14 protein-coding genes are annotated in these 19,414 nt (G+C 70.0%); all 14 read right to left on the bottom strand.

Annotated features, from left to right (window positions below):
- Positions 1-93: 93 nt before the first annotated feature.
- Positions 94-2,682, bottom strand: a complete 2,589-nt coding sequence (clpB, locus tag KF737_RS17830) for an ATP-dependent chaperone ClpB (RefSeq protein WP_296458053.1) — start codon at positions 2,680-2,682, stop codon at positions 94-96.
- A 140-nt stretch (positions 2,683-2,822) separates the two neighbouring features.
- Positions 2,823-4,097, bottom strand: coding sequence for a S9 family peptidase (locus KF737_RS17825; protein WP_296458050.1), 1,275 nt, complete (start codon positions 4,095-4,097; stop codon positions 2,823-2,825).
- A 51-nt stretch (positions 4,098-4,148) separates the two neighbouring features.
- Complete coding sequence (locus KF737_RS17820; RefSeq protein ID WP_296458048.1) at positions 4,149-4,739, bottom strand: hypothetical protein; 591 nt, start codon at positions 4,737-4,739, stop codon at positions 4,149-4,151.
- Positions 4,740-4,752: 13 nt separating this feature from the next.
- Entirely contained in the window at positions 4,753-4,917 is a 165-nt protein-coding gene (locus tag KF737_RS17815) for a hypothetical protein (RefSeq protein ID WP_296458045.1), read from the bottom strand.
- A gap of 165 nt (positions 4,918-5,082) precedes the next feature.
- Positions 5,083-5,514: a DUF1178 family protein gene (locus tag KF737_RS17810; protein ID WP_296458043.1), complete on the bottom strand. Its 432-nt coding sequence runs from the start codon at positions 5,512-5,514 to the stop codon at positions 5,083-5,085.
- A gap of 10 nt (positions 5,515-5,524) precedes the next feature.
- Positions 5,525-6,343 (bottom strand): carbon-nitrogen hydrolase family protein, encoded by an 819-nt coding sequence (locus KF737_RS17805; protein ID WP_296458040.1) that lies wholly within the window; start codon positions 6,341-6,343, stop codon positions 5,525-5,527.
- Between the two features lie 57 nt (positions 6,344-6,400).
- A complete protein-coding gene (locus tag KF737_RS17800; RefSeq protein ID WP_296458037.1) occupies positions 6,401-7,837 on the bottom strand; it encodes a glutamate synthase subunit beta in 1,437 nt (478 codons plus the stop codon).
- A 23-nt stretch (positions 7,838-7,860) separates the two neighbouring features.
- On the bottom strand, positions 7,861-12,501 hold the full coding sequence (gene gltB / locus KF737_RS17795; RefSeq protein ID WP_296458034.1) for a glutamate synthase large subunit: 4,641 nt from the start codon (positions 12,499-12,501) through the stop codon (positions 7,861-7,863).
- 209 nt (positions 12,502-12,710) lie between these two features.
- The gene (locus KF737_RS17790; RefSeq protein ID WP_296458033.1) at positions 12,711-13,289 is read right to left on the bottom strand and encodes a VOC family protein; all 579 of its coding nucleotides are present in this window, start codon (positions 13,287-13,289) and stop codon (positions 12,711-12,713) included.
- Positions 13,290-13,324: 35 nt separating this feature from the next.
- Positions 13,325-15,688 carry a TonB-dependent receptor gene (locus tag KF737_RS17785; protein WP_296458030.1) on the bottom strand — a complete coding sequence of 788 codons (2,364 nt, stop codon included), beginning with the start codon at positions 15,686-15,688 and terminating at the stop codon, positions 13,325-13,327.
- Between the two features lie 179 nt (positions 15,689-15,867).
- Entirely contained in the window at positions 15,868-16,806 is a 939-nt protein-coding gene (locus KF737_RS17780) for a LysR substrate-binding domain-containing protein (protein ID WP_296458028.1), read from the bottom strand.
- A 93-nt stretch (positions 16,807-16,899) separates the two neighbouring features.
- Entirely contained in the window at positions 16,900-17,190 is a 291-nt protein-coding gene (locus KF737_RS17775) for a putative quinol monooxygenase (protein WP_296458025.1), read from the bottom strand.
- Positions 17,191-17,215: 25 nt separating this feature from the next.
- Complete coding sequence (locus KF737_RS17770) at positions 17,216-18,580, bottom strand: MFS transporter (RefSeq protein ID WP_296458022.1); 1,365 nt, start codon at positions 18,578-18,580, stop codon at positions 17,216-17,218.
- Positions 18,581-18,706: 126 nt separating this feature from the next.
- Positions 18,707-19,312, bottom strand: a complete 606-nt coding sequence (gene wrbA / locus KF737_RS17765) for an NAD(P)H:quinone oxidoreductase (protein WP_296458019.1) — start codon at positions 19,310-19,312, stop codon at positions 18,707-18,709.
- Positions 19,313-19,414: the final 102 nt, after the last annotated feature.

Below are 19,414 nucleotides of genomic sequence, written 5' to 3'. Positions count from 1 at the left end.
GGATCATCCCCACCCTCTTTGGTCTCGCACCACACTTCCCCACCCTGGCCGCTTGCGCGGCCTGTCCCTCCCCATGAAGGGGAGGGATGGGGGTCAGTGGACCTTGGCGCGGCCGATCTCCAGGCCGTCGCCGCCGGCGTGGACGTCGATCACCGCCCCGTCGTCCAGGCCGCCTTCCAGCAGCTTGCGCGCGATCGGGTCGATCAGCTCCTTCTGGATCACCCGCTTCAGCGGGCGCGCGCCATAGACCGGGTCGTAGCCGCGGTCGCCCAGCCAGTGCAGCGCGCCGTCGTCGAGCGCCAGCGTCATGCGCCGGTCGGCCAGCAGCTTCTCCACCCGCTGGAGCTGGATCCTGACGATGCCGTCCATCTCCGCGCGGCCCAGCCGCTTGAAGAGGATGATCTCGTCGATCCGGTTCAGGAACTCGGGCCGGAAGTGGTGGCGCACCACCTCCATGACCGCGGGCCGCGCCTTCTCCACGTCGTCGCCGTCGGCCAGCTCCGCCAGGAACTGCGAGCCCAGGTTGGACGTCATGATGATCAGCGTGTTGCGGAAGTCGACCGTGCGACCCTGGCCGTCGGTCAGGCGGCCGTCATCCAGCACCTGCAGGAGGATGTTGAACACGTCCGGGTGCGCCTTCTCGACCTCGTCGAACAGCACGACCTGGTAGGGCCGGCGCCGCACGCTCTCGGTCAGCGCCCCGCCCTCGTCGTAGCCGACGTAGCCGGGGGGCGCGCCGATCATCCGGCTGACGGAGTGCTTCTCCATGTACTCGCTCATGTCGAGGCGCGTGATCGCGTGCTCGTCCGAGAACATGAACTCGGCCAGCGCCTTGGTGAGCTCGGTCTTGCCGACGCCCGTGGGGCCCAGGAACAGGAACGAGCCGATCGGCCGGTTCGGGTCCTGCAGGCCGGCGCGGGCCCGGCGCACGGCGTCGGAGACCGCCACCAGGGCTTCCTCCTGGCCGACCACCCGGCCGCGCAGGCCGTCCTCCATGCGCAGCAGCTTCTCGCGCTCGCCTTCCAGCATCTTCTCGACGGGCACGCCGGTCCAGCGCGACACGACCGCGGCGATCTGCTCGGCGTCGACCACGTCGGGCGTCATCTGCTCGGCCGCGTCGTCCTCGGCGGCCTCGGCCTCCTCGAGCGACTTCTCCAGCTTCGGGATCTCGCCGTAGGCGATCTCGGAGGCGCGTTGCAGGTCGCCGCGCCGCTGGGCGGCCGACAGTTCGGCGCGCAGCCGGTCCAGCGCCTCCCGGGCCTGGGCGGCGGAGCTGACCTTCTCCTTCTCGGCCTTCCAGCGGGCGGTCATCTCGGCCGACTGGCCTTCGAGGTCGTCGAGCTCCTCTTCCAGCTTCTCCAGCCGGGACTTGGAGGCGGCGTCCGTCTCCCTGGCCAGCGCCTCGCGCTCGATCTTGAGCTGCACGACGCGCCGGTCGATCTCGTCCAGCTCCTCGGGCTTACTGTCGACCGCCATGCGCACGCGGCTCGCCGCCTCGTCCATCAGGTCGATCGCCTTGTCGGGCAGGAAGCGGTCGGTGATGTAGCGGTTCGAGAGCGTGGCTGCGGCCACGATGGCGCTGTCGGAGATGCGCACGCGGTGGTGGACCTCGTACTTCTCCTTCAGGCCGCGCAGGATCGAGATGGTGTCCTCGACCGAGGGCTCGTCCACCATCACCGGCTGGAAGCGCCGCGCCAGCGCCGCGTCCTTCTCGACGTGCTTGCGGTACTCGTCCAGCGTGGTGGCGCCCACGCAGTGCAACTCGCCGCGGGCGAGGGCGGGCTTCAGCAGGTTGGAGGCGTCCATCGCCCCGTCGCCCTTGCCGGCGCCGACCAGCGTGTGCATCTCGTCGATGAACAGGATGATCGAGCCCTCGGCGGCGGTGACCTCGTTCAGCACCGCCTTCAGCCGCTCCTCGAACTCGCCGCGGTACTTCGCCCCGGCGATCAGGGCGCCCATGTCGAGCGCCAGCAGCTTGCGGTCCTTCAGGCCCTCCGGCACGTCGCCGTTGACGATGCGCTGGGCCAGGCCCTCGACCACGGCGGTCTTGCCGACGCCGGGCTCGCCGATCAGCACGGGGTTGTTCTTGGTGCGGCGGGAGAGCACCTGGATCGTGCGGCGGATCTCCTCGTCGCGGCCGATCACGGGGTCCAGCTTGCCGTCCTTCGCCACCTGGGTCAGGTCGCGGGCATAGCGCTTCAGGGCGTCGTAGCCCTCCTCGGCCGAGGCCGAGTCGGCCGTGCGGCCCTTGCGCATGGCGTCAGCCGCGTCCTCCAGGCCCTTCGCCGTGACCCCGGCGGCCTTCAGGAGGTCGGCCGCCTCGCCGCCTTCCTTGGCGAGCGCGATCAGGAGGCGCTCGGTGGTGACGAAGGCGTCGCCCGCCTTCTTCGCGCCGGCCTCGGCCTCGGCGAACACGCGGGCCGTCTCCGGCTTCATGTAGAGCTGGCCCGAGCCGCCCTCGACGCGCGGCAGGCGCGCGATGGCCGCCTCGGCGGCCTTGTCGATCTCGTCGGGCCGGCCGCCGGCGCTCTGGATCAGGGCGCGCGAAAGGCCGTCCCGCTCCTCGAGCAGGACCTTCAGGATGTGTTCGGGCGCCAGTTGCTGGTGGCGCCGGGCGAGCGCGAGGCTCTGGGCCGACTGGATCGCCTGCTTGGCGCGGTCGGAATAGATGTCGATGTTCATGTTTCCCCACGGATGGCGGATCGCCGCCGGCCGCCCCTGATGGGCGCAGCCGCCGGACCCTCCCGATGTAGTGTGGCAATGAGGTCACACAAGCCCGCCGCCGCGGGATTTTGCGCCCCTCGACCCGCCGGCCGCCGCCCTCAGTTCGGCGGGTTGTGTTTCTCGATGAAGGCCATGGTGGCGGTCAGCATCTCCAGGCGGGTATCGCCGCGCGAGAGCCAGTGGTCGGCGCCCTTCTGAACGACCAGCTCCACGGGCTTGCCGGCCTTGTGCAGCGCATCGGCCATGATGCGGCTCTGCTCCAGCGGAACCACGGTGTCGTCCTTGCCGTGGATCAGCAGGATCGGGGCGTCGGCCTTGGCCGCCAGGTTGGCCGGGGAATAGCGCGCCAGCACATCCTCCTCGCCGGTGTCGGCGCCCATGAACCGGTTCCAGTAGCGGCCCGCGCTGGCGCCGCCCCGCGTGCGCGACCATGCGACCTGCCGCTTGAGGTCGGCCACGCCGGCCACCGAGACCGCGCAGCGGTAGACGCCGGTGTCGATCGTCGCCCCCGCCAGCGCCGCGTAGCCGCCGTAGCTCCCGCCCACGATGCAGACGCGCCCGGGGTCGATCACGCCCTGGGCCGCGAGGTGACGCACGCCGTCCGACAGGTCGGTCTGCATCTTGCGGCCCCACTCGCCATACCCCGCTTCGAGGAGCCGCGAGCCCAGTCCGTCCGAACCCCGGAAGTTGACCTGCAGGACCGCGTAGCCCCGCGACGCCATCGCCTGGGCCCACCAGTCGAACCCGGGCGTGTCGCGCGACGCGGGCCCGCCGTGCGGGAAGACGATCAGCGGCAGGTTCTTCGCCGGCTTGCCCCTGGGCAGGGTCAGGTAGCCGCCGAGCGCCAGGCCGTCCGCCGCCTTGAACTTCACGGGCTCGCGCGGCGCGAGGTCGTCGGCGGTGAGGTCGGAGTATTGCGCGCCCAGCCAGTCGGCGGTCCGCTGGCCCAGGTCGATGACGGCGAAGCGCGGCCCCTCGGTCTTCGACTCCACCTGCACGACGATCCTGCGCCGGTCGGTGGACCACGACTCCAGCCGCACCCGCTGGTCGCCGTAGGCCGCGACGATGTCCTGCCACGCCTTGGCGTCGGCCGGATCGTAGAAGGTGTAGCGGTCCTCGTCGCCCGTCAGCGCGTAGTGCCCGATCATCCGTCCGTCGAGCGCCGCGCGGATCGGCCCGGCGTCGTCGAGCGCCCCGACCGGCGTGGCCGAGGGCGACCCGTCCGCCCTGATCTCGCGCCACACCCAGCGCCGGTCCTCGCCCCGCTGCCGGTAGACCACCGAGGCGCCGTCGCGGCCGAGGCCGATCATGAGCGGGCGGTCGATCTTCGCCGTCGCCGCGGCCGCCTGGCGCCAGCCCGCCGGCGTGCGCACCTTGAGCGCCCATTCGCCCGATCCCGTGTTGTAGGTCTCCTCGGCCAGGACCTAGCCCTGCGAGTCGACGGTCCAGTCCACGGTGTCGGGCGCGCCCTCGGCCACCAGCCGGTCGCCGCCGGTCGCCAGGTCGATGCGGAACAGCGAAAGATGGCCGCGGCCGCCCGAGAAGACGACGCCCTGCACGAAGACGGCGGGCTCGCCCCTGTAGGTGCGGACGATCGGGAAATCGAAGATCGTCGCCATGTCCGCCTTGTGCGAGCGGCGCATCATCGGCGTCATCTTCCTGGTCGTGAGGTCGATCACATTGCCGAAGAGCCACTCGCGGAATCCGTCCTGCAGCTCGAAGGCGTTCAGCGTCGCCGACGCCACGACCACCAGGTGCTTGTCGCCGGCCCATTGCACGCTGCGGATCTTGTTGTCGCCGAGCAGGCCGCGAAGCGTGACCGTGTCGGAGTCCAGGTCCTTCACCACCACGGTGCGCTGCTCGCCGTTCGTGACCACGACGGCCACGGCGTGGCCGCTGGGCGAGATCGTCGCCTGCTCGATCGACGGCAGCTTGCCGTAGGCGGCGAGCGGCGCCGCCACGGCCGGGGCGACCAGCAGCAGAAACGCGAGAACGGCGGCGAACAGGCTCTTCACGGAAACCTCCGGCTCAGTTCGGCGGGTTGTGCTTCTCGACGAACGCCATGCTGGCCGTCAGCATCTCCAGCCGGGTCTCGCCGCGCGAGAGCCGGGCCGCGAGCGGCGCGGCGGCGGCCGCGGACACGCCCGCGCAGACCGCGACCACGGCCGCCGACAGGACACGCAACACGTTCATGACCGGGCCCCCACCCTTCGCAATCGGAGATTGCCGCGGGGCCGGACGCGCCGCAAGCGATGCTAAGCAGAGTCGGCGAGGACTCGAACGGCGGCGTCCGCCAAACGAAAGCCCTCCGCCTCGATGGAGGAAGGGAGACCGCCTGTTTGGCATCGCAACCTTTGCTCAGTTGACCTCGGTCTTGCTCGGCGCTTCGGGCGGCAGGGGGGCGACGGGCACGCCGTCCTCGATCAGGTCGCGCACCTCCTTCGGCGAGGCCTGGCCGTAGATGCCGCGGTCCTCGGCGCGGCCCTCGTGGATGGCGCGGGCCTCGCTGGCGAAGGCGTCGCCGACGTCGTCGAAGTTCTCCTCGACGTGGGCGCGGATGCGGCCGGCGGCCTCCATCATCATCGCCTGCATCCTGGCGGGGACGGGTTCGCGCTGCGTCCGCTTCGTGCCGGCGACGGCGGGCGCCATGATCTGCTTCCGCACCGCCTTCGAAGCGCAGAGCGGGCATTCGAGCAGGCCGCGCGCCTGCTGGTCGTCGTAGTCGGCGGACGAGCCGAACCACCCCTCGAACGCGTGGTCATGGTCGCAGGTGAGAGCGTAGCGGATCATCGGGCGGTTCTTAGGGGCCTGAAAACGCTCGCGCATTGGCCAGAGCGGGGATCGCGGTGCGGGCTTTCGCCACGGCGGCGGGGTCGAGGTCGGCCAGAAGCACGCCCGGCTCGTCGTGGTCAAGCTGCGCAATGACCGCACCCCACGGCTCCACCACGAGCGAATGGCCGTAGGTGCCGCGCCGGTCCTCGTGGAAGCCGCCCTGCGCGGCGGCGATCACATAGCTGCCGGTCTCGATGGCGCGGGCGCGCATCAGCACCTCCCAGTGCGCCTCGCCCGTCGGCCGCGTGAACGCCGCCGGGATCAGGAAGGCCTCGGCGCCCGCGAGCGCCAGCGCCCGGTGCAGCGCCGGGAAGCGCAGGTCGTAGCAGATGGTGAGCCCCAGCTTCAGGCCGTCCGCCTCGGCGACCACGGCCCGGTCGCCGGGCTCGTAGGTGGCGCTCTCGCGCGCCGTCTCGCCGGTGGGCAGGTCGACGTCGAACATGTGCAGCTTGTCGTAGGTCGCCGCCACCGAGCCGTCGGGCCGGATCAGCACCTGGCGGTTGGCCGCCTTACCGTCCTCCTCGCGCTTCACCAGCGCCGAGCCCACGTCGATCCAGACACCGAGCGCGCGGGCCGCGTCGCGCAGCCCGTTCACCACCGGGTCGTCGGCCAGCAGGGTGAGCTGCGGCAGCAGCGCCTCGCGGTCCTTCTGCAGGATGTTCGTCCCTTCGGGCGTGCAGATGAGCCGCGCGCCGCCCGCCGCCGCCTCCCGCACGAGCGGCAGGACATGCGCCAGCGCCGCGGCGTGGCTGGCGGGCGTGCGCGTCTGGATCAGGCCGACCTTCATGCCCTCCCCTTAGCGGCGAGGGCCGCGCCGCGCCAGCGGCGCCGAGGCCGGTCGCGGTCAGCGCGGGAGGGTCGAGACGCCCATCAGGTGCTCGTCGACGGCGCGGGCGCACTGGCGGCCCTCGCGGATCGCCCAGACCACCAGCGACTGGCCGCGGCGCGCGTCGCCGCAGGCGAAGATGCGCCCGTCCGAGGTGCGGTAGTCGGCGACGCTGGCCTTCACGTTGCCGCGCGGGTCCAGCGCCACGCCGCTCTGCGCGACGACGCCCGCCTTGCGCGGGCCGACGAAGCCCATGGCCAGCAGCACCAGGTCGGCCTTCAGCTCGAAGCCGGAGCCCTCGACCTCGCGCATCCGGCCGTCGACCCACTCCACGCGGGCGCATTCCAGGGCGGCCACCTTGCCGCCCTTGCCGATCGCCTGCTTGGTGACGACGGCGAAGTCGCGCTCGACACCCTCGGCCTGCGACGACGAGGTGCGCATCTTCAGCGGCCAGTCGGGCCAGGTCAGCGCCTTGTCCTCGTGCTCGGGCGGCGCGGGCATGATCTCGAGCTGGGTGACCGAGGCGGCGCCCTGGCGGTTCGAGGTGCCGATGCAGTCGCTCCCGGTGTCGCCGCCGCCGATGACGACCACATGCTTGCCCTTGGCCGACAGCGTGCCGTTCGGCGCGGCGGTCGCCTCGTCGTCTCCGGCGTTGCGCTTGTTCTGCTGGGTCAGGAACTCCATCGCGTAATGCACGCCGTCGAGCTCGCGGCCGGGCACGGGCAGGTCGCGCGGGTCCTCGGCGCCGCAGGCCATGACCAGCACGTCGTAGTCGTCCAGCAGGCGCTGGACCGTGACCATGGAGCCCACCTCGAAGCCGGTGCGGAAGATCACCCCCTCGCTCTCCATCTGCCGGACGCGCCGGTCGATGAGGTGCTTCTCCATCTTGAAGTCGGGGATGCCGTAGCGGAGCAGGCCGCCGACGCGGTCGCTCCTTTCGAACACGGTGGTCGCATGGCCGGCGCGCGCGAGCTGCTGCGCGCAGGCGAGGCCCGCGGGGCCCGAGCCCACGATCGCCACGCGCTTGCCGGTGCCGCGCGGGCTGGGCTGCGGCGCGATCCAGCCCTCGTCCCAGCCGCGGTCGATGATCTGGCACTCGATGGTCTTGATGGTGACCGGCGTGTCCGGGATGTTCAGCGTGCAGCTCGCCTCGCAGGGCGCCGGGCAGATGCGGCCGGTGAACTCCGGGAAGTTGTTGGTGGACTGGAGGTTCTCCAGCGCCTCCCTCCACTGGCCGCGGTAGACCAGCTCGTTGAAGTCCGGGATCTGGTTGTTGACCGGGCAGCCCTGGTGACAGAACGGGATGCCGCAGCTCATGCAGCGCGAGGCCTGCGACTGCAGCTCGGGCTGCGGCAGCGGCCGGACGAACTCCTTCCACGTCTTCAGGCGGTCGGACACGGGATCGTAGCCACGGTCGTGGCGCTCGATCTCCAGAAAGCCGGTCGGCTTACCCATCAGAAAACCCCCAACCGGATCTGCTATTCGGCCGCGACGGCGGCGCCGGCGGCGCGCTCGCTGGCCAGGTCGGTCAGCGCGCGGCGGTAGTCGCGCGGCATGACCTTCACGAAGGACGGCAGCACCGCATCCCAGTTCTCCAGGATCTCGGCGGCGCGGGCGCTGCCGGTGTGCAGGTGGTGGCGCTCGATCAGGATGCGCAGCCGCTCGGCGTCCCAGCCCAGCATGTCGCCCATGCCGGCGTTCTCCACCGAGATCGACCGCTGGCTGGGCTTGCCCGCCTCGTCGGCGCCGACCGGGGTGACCTCGACGGCGGCCAGGTCGACCATCGCCTTGTTGCAGAGCGGATCGAAGCGCTTGCGCGGGTCGTAGACATAGGCCACGCCGCCGCTCATGCCCGCGGCGAAGTTGCGGCCGGTGTCGCCCAGCACCACCACGACGCCGCCGGTCATATACTCGCAGCCGTGGTCGCCCACGCCCTCGACCACCGCGACGGCGCCCGAGTTGCGCACGGCGAACCGCTCGCCCGCCACGCCCTCGAAGTAGGCCTCGCCGGCGATGGCGCCGTAGAGCACCGTGTTGCCGACGATGATGTTGCGGGTGGGATCGCGCCGCGCTTCCGGTGGCTGGCGCACCACGACGCGGCCGCCCGACAGGCCCTTGCCGACGTAGTCGTTGCCGTCGCCGACCAGGGTCAGGCTGACGCCGCGGGCCAGGAAGGCGCCGAAGCTCTGCCCGGCCGTGCCCTTCAGGGTCAGCGCGATGGTGTCCTCCGGCAGGCCCGCGTGGCCGTAGGCCTTGGCGACCTCGCCCGACAGCATGGCGCCGGCGGTGCGGTTGACGTTGCGGATCGCGAACTCGCCGCGGACCGGCTCGCCCCTGGTGAGCGCGGGTTGCGCGGCGGCGATGAACTGGTGGTCCAGCGCCTTCTCCAGGCCGTGGTCCTGGAAATCCCGGTGGCGCAGGCAGTCCTGGCCCTCGGCGGGCTTGGCGTAGAGCAGGCGCGACAGGTCGAGGCCCTGGGCCTTCCAGTGGTCGACGGCGTCCGACATATCCAGGCGGTCCACGCGGCCGACCATCTCGTCGACGGTGCGGAAGCCCATCTGCGCCATGATCGCGCGCAGTTCCTCGGCCACGAAGAAGAAGTAGTTGATCACATGCTCGGGCTGGCCGGTGAAGCGCGCGCGCAGCACCGGATCCTGCGTGGCCACACCCACCGGGCAGGTGTTGAGGTGGCACTTGCGCATCATGATGCAGCCCGCCGCGATCAAGGGCGCGGTGGCGAAGCCGAACTCGTCGGCGCCCAGCAGCGCGCCGACGGCGACGTCGCGGCCGGTGCGCAGGCCGCCGTCGACCTGCACGGCGATGCGGGTGCGCAGGCCGTTCAGCAGCAGGGTCTGCTGGGTCTCGGCCAGGCCGATCTCCCAGGGCGAGCCGGCATGCGTCAGCGAGGTCAGGGGCGAGGCCCCCGTGCCGCCCTCGAAGCCCGAGATGGTGACGTGGTCGGCGCGCGCCTTGGCGACGCCCGCGGCCACGGTGCCCACGCCCACTTCCGACACCAGCTTCACCGAGATGCGGGCGACGGGATTGGCGTTCTTCAGGTCGTGGATGAGCTGGGCCAGGTCCTCGATCGAATAGATGTCGTGGTGCGGCGGCGGGCTGATCAGGCCCACGCCCGGCGTCGAGTGGCGCACCTTGGCGATGTTCTTGTCGACCTTGTGCCCGGGAAGCTGGCCGCCTTCACCGGGCTTGGCGCCCTGGGCCATCTTGATCTGGATGTCGTCGGCGTTGACCAGGTACTCGGTCGTGACGCCGAAGCGGCCCGAAGCCACCTGCTTGATGCGCGAGCGCATGGAGTCGCCGTTGGGCAGTGGCTTGAAGCGGTCGGGCTCCTCGCCGCCCTCGCCCGTGTTCGAGCGGCCGCCGATGCGGTTCATGGCGATGGCGAGCGTGGTGTGCGCCTCGCGGCTGATCGAGCCGAAGCTCATCGCGCCCGTGGAGAACCGCTTCACGATCTCGGACGCCGGTTCGACCTCGTCGAGCGGGATCGCAGCCTCGGCCGGCTTGAGGCGCATCAGGCCGCGCAGGGTGAGCAGCTTCTCCGACTGCTCGTTGATGGCGTTGGCGAACTTCTCGTACTCGCCCGGCAGGTTGCCGCGCACCGCGTGCTGCAGGCCCGAGATCGACTCCGGCGTCCAGGCATGCGCCTCGCCGCGCAGGCGCCAGGCGTACTGGCCGCCGACGTCCAGCATGGTCTTGTAGATCGGGTTGTCGCCATAGGCGTCGCGGTGGCGGCGCACCGTCTCCTCGGCGATCTCGGGCAGGCCGACGCCCTCGATGGTCGTCGCGGTGCCCGTGAAGTAGCGGTCGACGAGCGCCGACGAGAGCCCCACCGCGTCGAAGATCTGCGCGCCGCAGTACGACTGATAGGTCGAGATGCCCATCTTGGACATCACCTTCATGACGCCCTTGCCGACGGCCTTGATGTAGTTCTTGCGCACGTCGTAGGCGCTGAGCGCCAGGCCGTTCCTGATCCGGAGGTGCTCCAGCGTCTGGAACGCCAGATAGGGGTTCACGGCCTCGGCGCCGTAGCCCGCCAGCACGCAGAAGTGATGCACCTCGCGCGCCTCGCCGGTCTCGATCACGAGGCCGGTCTGCATGCGCAGGCCCTGGCGGATCAGGTGGTGGTGGACCGCCGCGGTGGCCAGCGCCGCCGGGATCGGGATGCGCTCCACCGACGTCTCCCGGTCCGACAGGATCAGGATGTTCGCGTCGGCCAGCACCGCCTCGGTCGCCTCGCGGCAGATGCGCAGGACCGCGGCCTCCAGCCCGCCCGCGCCCTCGGCCATGGGCCAGGTGATGTCGATGGTGGCCGTGCGGAACGCGCCGTCCAGCAGCTCATGCACCGCGCGGATCTTGGCCAGGTCCTCGTCGGTCAGGATCGGCTGGGCGACTTCCAGGCGCTTGTGCGTGCCGGCCTGGCGGCCCAGCAGGTTCGGCCGCGGCCCGATCATCGAGACCAGGCTCATCACCAGCTCCTCCCGGATCGGGTCGATCGGCGGGTTGGTGACCTGGGCGAAGTTCTGCTTGAAGTACTCGTAGAGCAGCTTCGGGCGGCGCGAGAGGACCGCGATGGGCGTGTCGTGCCCCATCGACCCGATCGGGTCGTCGCCGTCCTTGCCCATCGGCTCAAGGAAGAACTGCAGGTCCTCCTGCGTGTAGCCGAACGCCTGCTGGCGATCGAGCAGGGCGTCGGGATCGTTGGGCCCGGGCTCGCCGGCCACGTTCTCCAGGCTCAGCTCTTCCAGCTTGAACTGGGTGTCGGCCAGCCACTCCTCATAGGGCTCGGCGTCGGCGAGGGTCGCCTTGATCTCCTCGTCCTCGATGATGCGGCCCTCTTCCATGTCGATGAGCAGCATCTTGCCGGGCTGGAGGCGCCACTTGCGCACGATCCGCTCCTCGGGAACGTCGAGGACGCCCACCTCCGAGGCCATGATCACATGGTCCTGGTCGGTGATGACGAAGCGGGCGGGCCGCAGGCCGTTGCGGTCGAGGGTCGCGCCGATCTGGCGGCCGTCGGTGAAGGCCACGGCGGCGGGGCCGTCCCACGGCTCCATCAGGGCGGCGTGGTACTCGTAGAAGGCCTTGCGCTTGGCGTCCATCAGCGGATTGCCGGCCCAGGCCTCCGGGATCAGCATCATCACCGCCTGGGCCAGCGGGATGCCGCCGGCGACCAGCAGCTCCAGTGCGTTGTCCAGGCACGCGGTGTCCGACTGCCCGTGCGGGATCAGCGGCCACATCTTGTTGAGGTCGGCGCCCAGGAGCTCGCTCTCCAGCGTGCGCCGGCGCGCGTTCATCCAGTTCACGTTGCCGCGGACGGTGTTGATCTCGCCGTTGTGCGCCACGAACCGGTAGGGGTGCGCGAGCTTCCAGGACGGGAAGGTGTTGGTCGAGAACCGCTGGTGGACGAGGGCCAGCGCGCTCTCGCAGCGCGCGTCGCGCAGGTCCTCGTAGAAGCTCCCCACCTGGCCCGCGAGCAGCAGGCCCTTGTAGACCACGGTCCGCGTCGAGAAGGACGGCAGGTAGACATCGGTCAGCGAGGGCAGGCCGCGCTTCTGGGCCAGTTCCGCCAGCGGGTTCTGGAACTGCTTGCGCACGGCCAGGATCTTCCGCTCGTGGGCGTCCTGGTCCTTCACGTTGGGGCCACGGCCGACGAAGGCCTGGCGGATCACCGGCATCGAGGCCAGCACGGCCTCGCCCAGGCCGGTGGTGTCGACGGGCACGTCGCGCCAGCCCAGCAGCGGCTGCTTCTCGACGCGCAGGAAGTGCTCGAACTGCTCCAGCGCCGCGGCGCGCGTCAGGGCGTCCTGCGGCAGGAAGCACATGGCCACGGCGTATTCGCCGGCCGGCGGCAGGTCGATGCCCTCGGCCTTCGCCCACGCGCGGTAGAGGCCGTCGGGAATCTGCACCAGGATGCCCGCGCCGTCGCCCACCAGCGGGTCGGCGCCCACCGCGCCGCGGTGGTCGATGTTCAGCAGGATCTGCAGGCCGGCCTGGATGACCTCGTGCGACTTGCGGCCCTTGATGTTCGCGACGAAGCCCACGCCGCACGCGTCGTGCTCGTTCCTCGGATCGTACAGGCCTTGCCGCTCGGGCGGGGTCATCAGTCGTCTCTCATAGTCAGCAGGTCGGGCAGCCGGACACACGCGTGGCCGCCTGGAACTCGCGGGCTATTACGCGGTAGAAATGACCCTTGTCGACGGACAATTGGCGCATCACGGGAAGATCATTCCCCGTTGGGCGCCGGCGCGGCAAAGCGCGTGCGAAGGGGGTCCCGAGGGCGGCCCCCCGGGGACCGCCCCACAGACCGAGGTTACTCGGCGGGCTCGAGCGCCGGGCGTTTCAGCGGCACGGGATTACCTTTCTCGTCCATGGGATCGACGAGCAGGTCTTCCGGCGTGAAGGGCCGCGTGAGGGCGGCCAGCTCCAGCTTGATGCCGTTGGGATCGGTGAAATAGACCGAGCGGATCCAGGTGTGCTCGGTGGGCTCCGGCGGGTGGCCGTCGGGCCCGTCCGAGTGGTTGATCACGTGGCACTCGACGCCCTTGGCCCGCAGCCGCGCGACCGAGGCGTCGAAGTCCTCGGGCGCGATGTTGATGGCCAGGTGGTTCATCGAGGCGATGGCCGACATCATGCCGTCCTTGGCCACGTCCAGCGGCTGGGACGCGATCCCCGGCGAGAACGGCGGCGGCTCCCGGAACCAGAAGAAGGCGATCAGGGCGCCATTGCCGCAGTCGAAGAAGAAGTGCTGGTGGTCGCGCACCGCCATGGAGCGGACGAGCGGCATCTCCAGCACGTTCTCGTAGAAGTCGACCGTCTCGGCCATGTCCTTGCAGACAAGCGCCACATGGTTGACCCCGGCGTAGCGGAAGCCCTTCGCAGCTTGCGTCATCTCGTCCACTCCCTTCGTGCGGCGTCGACCCGCCGCTATCGGAACGTCACCGCCAGCTCGATCCCGTAGACCTTGGGGTCGGCATAGTAGTTCGCGTTGAACAGGCCGGCGATCGGGTTGGCGTTGATCAGGTGGGTCTTGTTGGTGACGTTCTTCATGAACGCCGAGACCCGGTAGCGGTCCTTGGGATCCTCGTAGGTGAGGTCCGCGTCCCAGATCGCGTAGCGGCCCTGGAAGCCCTGCGGCGCGTTGGTCAGGTTGGTGAAGTGCGCGCCTTCGTACGACCAGGCCACGTGCGGCGTGAGCACGCCCAGGTCGCCGAGGTCGATGGAGTAGGCGCCTTCCAGCTTGGCGGTCCACTTCGGCGAACGCGGCGGGACCAGGTAGCAGGGGTCGTTCGAGTCGGCGTGGTCCTGCCGGATGGGCACGCCGCCGACCGTGCCGTTACAGACATGGTCCGGGAAGTTGTAGCTGAGCGCCGAGACGAAGCTGGTGTAGCGGGCGTGCAGGTAGCCCACCGAGGCGTTCAGTTCGAGGCCGGGGATCGGCAGCGCCGTCACCTTGCCCTCGATGCCCTTGGCCCGCTCGAAGGCGTCGTTGGCGACGAACGACTGCTGGCCGCTGCCGCCCGCGACGGGCCGGAACGCGCCCACCTGCAGGTTCGAGTACTTGTTGTTGAACACCGTGACGTTCACGCGCAAGCGGTTGTCGAGCCAGTCCGACTTGACGCCGGCTTCCATCGCCTCGACCGACTCCGGCTTGTAGGCGTCGAGCTGGGAGAGCGTGGTGGCCGAGGCCGAGAAGCCGCCGGCCTTCTTGCCGGTGGAGTAGCTGGCGTAGGCCATCAGGTCGTCGCTGAACTCGTAGCGCGCCGAAAGCCGGTAGATGATGTCGTCCCAGGTCTTCTGGTTCGAGATCGCCGGCGTGACGATGTTGGCCGCCGTGTAGGGGTAGTTGAGGTCGCGCAGCGACGGGTAGTTGGTGATGCGCTTGCGCTCGGTCGTGTAGCGGGCGCCGGCCGTCAGGACGAGCTTCTCCATGACGCGGTAGTCGATCTGGGCGAAGCCGGCGAGGCTGCGCGCGTAGGTCCGCGTGGCCAGGTTCTGCAGCGTCACCGGCGTCGTCGCCGCCGTGTTGGCGAAGAAGCTGGGGCCCAGGATGTTGGTCTGGTCGTTCTTGTGGCGGGTGGAGAAATAGAAGACGCCGCCCTGCCACTGCAGCGGCGAGGCCGTATCGTTCCCCTGCAGCCGGATTTCCACGCTCTGCTGGCTGCGGCCGGTGTGGATGTTGGACGTGAAGTAGTTCAGGTCCGTGGCGTCGAAGTCGGCGATCTGCAGCGACCGGTACTTCAGGTACGTCGAGATCGTGGTGACGTCGAAGCCCCAGGGCGTGCGGTAGTGGGTGTCGAAGATGAAGCCCTTCTGGTCCAGGTTGTCGGCGCCGTCGGTGTCGCGGCGGACCGTGCGGATGTCGGTGGGACCGCCCGGATAGCCGACGCCCGGACGCCCGGCGACCGGCGAGTTCGCCGTGATCGGGCCGCGCGTGTAGAGCGCGTCGGTCGGGCCGTTGCCGTTCTGCCCCACGGGCACGTCCTGGCGCTGCTTGGTGTAGAAGGCCGTGAACATCAGGGTCAGGTCGTCGACCGGCTTCCACTGGATCTTGCCGCGGATCGCCTGGCTGTTGTCGCCGCCGACGTGGGTGTCGCCCTGCCGCTGGGTGGTGAGCGGATCGACGTAGAGGTTGCGGAAGAAGCCGTCCGACTTGCGGGTCTCGGCCGCGATGCGGATCGCCAGCGAGTCGGTGATCGGCAGGTTGGCCACGACGTTGGTGTTGAAGCGGCCGTAGTTGCCGGCCCGGAGCTTGCCGGAGACCTCGTAGTCGGGGGTCGGGTTGTTGGTGCGGATGTTGATCACGCCGCCGGTGGTGTTGCGGCCGAACAGGGTGCCCTGCGGCCCCTGGAGGATTTCGATCTGGGCCGTGTCGTAGGTGTTGAGCAGCGTGCCCGCGTTGGTGAAATAGGCCAGGCCGTCGATCGAGACGCCGACCGGCGGTTCGCCCCCGTCGATGCCCGAGAAGCCGATGCCGCGGGAGTAGACCACCGCCGACGAGCGGCTCACCGAGCCGACGCCCTCGATGGTGAAGTTGGGCGCCGCGCGGGTGAAGTCGGCGAGGTTGTTCAGGTAGGCGCGCTGGATCGCCTGTTCGCCGAGCGCGGTGACCGACACCGGCACGTCCTGCACCGACTCCGCCCGCCGCTCGGCGGTGACCACCAGGGTCTCGAGCTCGGTGGCGACCTTCGGGCCATCGTCCGCCTGTCCGTTCTGCGCATGGGCCGCGCCGGCCCCGACCAGGGCCGCAACCATGGCCGCGCCGGCCAGCAGCTTGCTTCTTCCCGTCATGTTTCCCCCGCTCTTCGGCGTATGTTGTTTCAGCGGCTTCTTGCGCGACGCACCTGCGCCGGCTCGGCCATGGGGGGAGACTAGGCGAGCCCTGGTGGCCCTCGGAGACGCGAAAAATTTGCCCTGCGAAAAATGCAGTTTGATGGCAGCAAGCCTATGAAATCACATGGGATTCGACACTATGTCGCAGGCCGGAAGTCCCGTCCGAGGGCGTCCAGTTCGTCGAACAGCCATGCGCGGAAGGCCTTGAACTCGGGCCGTTCCGCGAACTCCTCGCGACAGATCAACCAGTACGAGCGCTTTGACGTCACCGCAAGGTCGAAGGGCGCCACGAGCAGGCCCTGCTGCATCCAGTGGTCCACCAGGGGCGAGCGGCCCAGGTCGACGCCCACGCCGTGGATGGCCGCGGTCATGGACATGTTGAACAGGTCGAAGCGCCGGGCGTCTTCCAGGCTGAGCGCGCTGAGGTCGGCGCCCTGCTCGGTCGCCGCCGCGATCCAGTCGCGCCAGCCTTCCGGGGCGACCGTGGCGTCTAGCAGCGGATGCTTGACGAGGTCGGCCGGCTCCAGGATGGCGTCGGGGCCTTCCAGCAGGGTCGGCGAGCAGACCGGGAAGTGGATCTCGTGCGCCAGCTTCTCGGCCCAGAGGCCGGGGAACTCCCCGGCCATCCCGGCGCCGCGGATCGCCACGTTGGCGCCGGTGCGCTCGAACTCGATCGGCCCGTACCATTTGTTGAGGGCCTTGATCTCCAGGATCACGTCCGGGTTCGCCGAGTAGAACCGGTGCAGCCTGGGCACGATGAAGTCGGTGGCGAAGGAGACCACGCTGTCCAGCACCAGGTGGCGGCCGGACTCGGGATGCTTCAGCCGCCGCGAGCTCTCGTGCAGGGCGTCGAAGCTGGAGGCCACCTGGGCGAGGTATTCCTGGCCCTTCAGCGACAGCGTCAGGCCCCGGTTCGAGCGGATGAACAGGATGACGCCGAGGTCGGCCTCCAGCACGCGGATCTGATGCAGGATCGCCGCGCGCGTCACGTTCAGCTCGCGCGCGGCCCCGGCGACGCCGAAGCGACCGACCGCTTCGAAGGCCCGAAGCGCCGTGAGCGGCGGAAGCCAATCCATGACCGTCTCGCGTCCTCCCGCCCCATGGGCGCCCATGGGGCCGAAGGGAACCCCGCCTCCGGCGCGACGGTCAAGCCACCGCGACCCGAAGCCTCAACAGGCGTCGAAGATCTCGAAGCCCAGGCGCTCGGCCACCAGCGGCCCGATCACGCCGCGGTTCTCGACCATGTGCGGCGCGTCGCGATGGACCGCCAGATCGGCCTCGCCGTCGTAGAGCTCCATGACGACGTAGACGTCCTTGTCCTCGCGCGAGCGGACCAGTTGGTAGAGCTTGTTGCCCTTCTCGTTGGCGCGCACGCCGGCGGCCTGCCTGGCGAAGGCGGCCTCGAACTCGGGGCCCTTGCCCGGGTGGACCTTCAGGCGGACGACCAGACCGATACCCATGACGCTCGTTCTCCTTGCTTGATGATCAGGCCCGCGCCGGGGCCGCATAGAGCGTGGCGGCCCGCGCCAGGCTCTCCTTCAGGCCCTTGCGGCCGAACGCCAGGATGCTCACCACGATCGGCGTGACGATCACGCTGGTGGTGGCCAGCGACAGGCCGACGGCGTGTTCGTCGCGGTAGACGTAGTCGGTGATCAGGGCCACCACCGTCGGGCCGGACGCCACGCCCAGGATGTTGCCCACGAAGCTGAAGCTGGCCGCCAGTTGACCCCGGAGCTGGTTGGGCGACACCACCTGCAGCGAGGCGGTGATCAGCGAGAGCGGCAGCGTGCCGACGAAGGTCGACAACGTCAGCAGGCCCAGCGCCACCTTGTCGGACGGCGACAGCACGATGCCGATGAGCAACAGCATGCTGGTGCTCATGGTACACATCGGCAGGACGAAATAGACGTCCTTCATGCCGCGCTGTTCGAGCCACTCGCCGAGGCGCCCGCCGACGAGCGCGCCCGAGAGGCCCATCACGGCCATGATCGTCCCGATCACGTAGCCGATGTCCTGCGGCGCCCAGCCGTGGACCCGCATGAAGAAGGTGGGCATCCACGCGGCGCTGCCGAAGCCCAGCATGCTCGAGAGCGAGAAGCCCGCGAAGTGGCAGATCAGCATCCGCCTGTTGGTCCCGAAGAAGGCGGCGAACTGCGAGCGGCGCCGGGCCTTCTCCTCGGCCGAGGGTTCGGCGGCCAGGCCCTTGCGCACCGGCTCCCTGATGAACATCGCGGGGATCGTGAAGAGCAGGCCGCCCAGGCCCACGAAGACGAACGTGAGCTGCCACGGCCGCAGCACGCCCAGCCCCGGCAGCGCGATCGGCGGCAGCATCGCGACGAAGTGGATCGCCAGCCCGCCCACCACGAGGGCCAGGCCCGCGCCGACGTACTGCGAGCCGGTATAGATGCTGATCGCGCGGGTCAGCCGATCCCGCGGGAAGGTGTCGGTCAGGATCGACAGCGCCGAGGGGTTCAGGCTCGCCTCGCCGATGCCGACCGAGATCCGCGCGAGGAAGAGCTGGATGAAGTTCTGCGCCAGCCCGCAGCAGGTGGTCGCGAGCCCCCAGAACATCGCGCCGATCAGGATGATGCGCTTGCGGTTGCCGCTGTCGGCCATGCGCCCGAACAGCAGGCCGAAGATCACGAAGAAGATCACGAACGCCGCGCCGGCCAGCAGGCTGACCTCGGTGTCGGTGAGGTTGAAGTCGCGCTTGATGGGCGCGAACAGCAGGGTGAGGATCTGCCGCTCGACATAGCTCACCATGTTGATGAGGCTGAGCGCGACCACGACGAACCAGACGTATCCGGCGGGGGGCGAAGACGCCGCCTTGGCGGCCGCTGGCGCGGTCATCTCTTGCCTCCCCTCCCCCGATTTTGGCGCGATGCTAGGTTCGGGCCCGCCCCGTGGGCATAGCCAAAAAATGCCGCCCCGCGACAAACCGGATTTGCGGCCGGGCGCTCGGGTTGAACGCGATCGCTAGTCCGTCAGTCCCCGCGCCGCACGCAGCGCCGCGGCCACGCGGGCGACCCGCGCGCCCTGGTGCCGGGCGATCTCCAGGTCGTTCCCGGTGGGGGCGCCCACCGACGAGGAGCCGTAGGGCGTGCCGGCCTGGCGCGAGAGCGGCGCGCCGTAGCCGTTCGGCACGATGACGAAGCCCAGGTGCGACAGGGTCGGGTAGAACGAGAGGATCGTGGCCTCCGTGCCGCCGTGCGGCGTGCCGGTCGAGGTGAAGGCCGCGCCGGCCTTGTCGTTCAGCTTGTTCTGGACCCAGAGCGCGCCCAGCCCCTCGATGTAGGCGCGCAGCTCGCTGGCCGGCGAGCCGAACCGGGTCGGCGCCCCCAGGATGATCCCGTCGGCCCACTCCGCGTCGGCCAGCGTCGGGGCTTCGTAGGCGGCGTTCATCCGCGCGGCGTTGTCGGTCCAGCCGGGCGCCAGGGCCATCACCTCGGGACCCACCAGCTCGCGGGCGCGGCGCAGGCGCACCGCCGCGCCGGCCGCCTCGGCGCCCTCGCCGATCGCCTTCGCCAAGGCCTCGACCGAGCCGCCCCGCGAATAGAACGCGACCAGGATATTCGCCGCCATCGGCCGTCCCTCCCCAAGCAAGGGCCGCGATCCTCGACTGCGCCCGGCAGGTCCGCCAGCGGCAAATAATTTGTCGGGGGCCGCAAATCTTTTGCCCGGTTC

Origin of the sequence: Phenylobacterium sp. (assembly GCF_019636135.1) — a bacterium.
In the GTDB taxonomy this organism is placed as follows: domain Bacteria; phylum Pseudomonadota; class Alphaproteobacteria; order Caulobacterales; family Caulobacteraceae; genus Phenylobacterium.
The sequence above is the reverse complement of the archived record's forward strand: the minus strand, read 5'-3'. Positions and strand labels throughout refer to the sequence as shown.

Coding starts and splice junctions, on each gene's coding strand:
- clpB (WP_296458053.1), bottom strand. CDS start 2,682: ATGAACATCGACATCTATTCCGACCGCGCCAAGCAGGCGATCCAGTCG.
- KF737_RS17815 (WP_296458045.1), bottom strand. CDS start 4,917: ATGAACGTGTTGCGTGTCCTGTCGGCGGCCGTGGTCGCGGTCTGCGCG.
- KF737_RS17810 (WP_296458043.1), bottom strand. CDS start 5,514: ATGATCCGCTACGCTCTCACCTGCGACCATGACCACGCGTTCGAGGGG.
- KF737_RS17805 (WP_296458040.1), bottom strand. CDS start 6,343: ATGAAGGTCGGCCTGATCCAGACGCGCACGCCCGCCAGCCACGCCGCG.
- KF737_RS17800 (WP_296458037.1), bottom strand. CDS start 7,837: ATGGGTAAGCCGACCGGCTTTCTGGAGATCGAGCGCCACGACCGTGGC.
- gltB (WP_296458034.1), bottom strand. CDS start 12,501: ATGACCCCGCCCGAGCGGCAAGGCCTGTACGATCCGAGGAACGAGCAC.
- KF737_RS17790 (WP_296458033.1), bottom strand. CDS start 13,289: ATGACGCAAGCTGCGAAGGGCTTCCGCTACGCCGGGGTCAACCATGTG.
- KF737_RS17785 (WP_296458030.1), bottom strand. CDS start 15,688: ATGACGGGAAGAAGCAAGCTGCTGGCCGGCGCGGCCATGGTTGCGGCC.
- KF737_RS17780 (WP_296458028.1), bottom strand. CDS start 16,806: ATGGATTGGCTTCCGCCGCTCACGGCGCTTCGGGCCTTCGAAGCGGTC.
- KF737_RS17775 (WP_296458025.1), bottom strand. CDS start 17,190: ATGGGTATCGGTCTGGTCGTCCGCCTGAAGGTCCACCCGGGCAAGGGC.
- KF737_RS17770 (WP_296458022.1), bottom strand. CDS start 18,580: ATGACCGCGCCAGCGGCCGCCAAGGCGGCGTCTTCGCCCCCCGCCGGA.
- wrbA (WP_296458019.1), bottom strand. CDS start 19,312: ATGGCGGCGAATATCCTGGTCGCGTTCTATTCGCGGGGCGGCTCGGTC.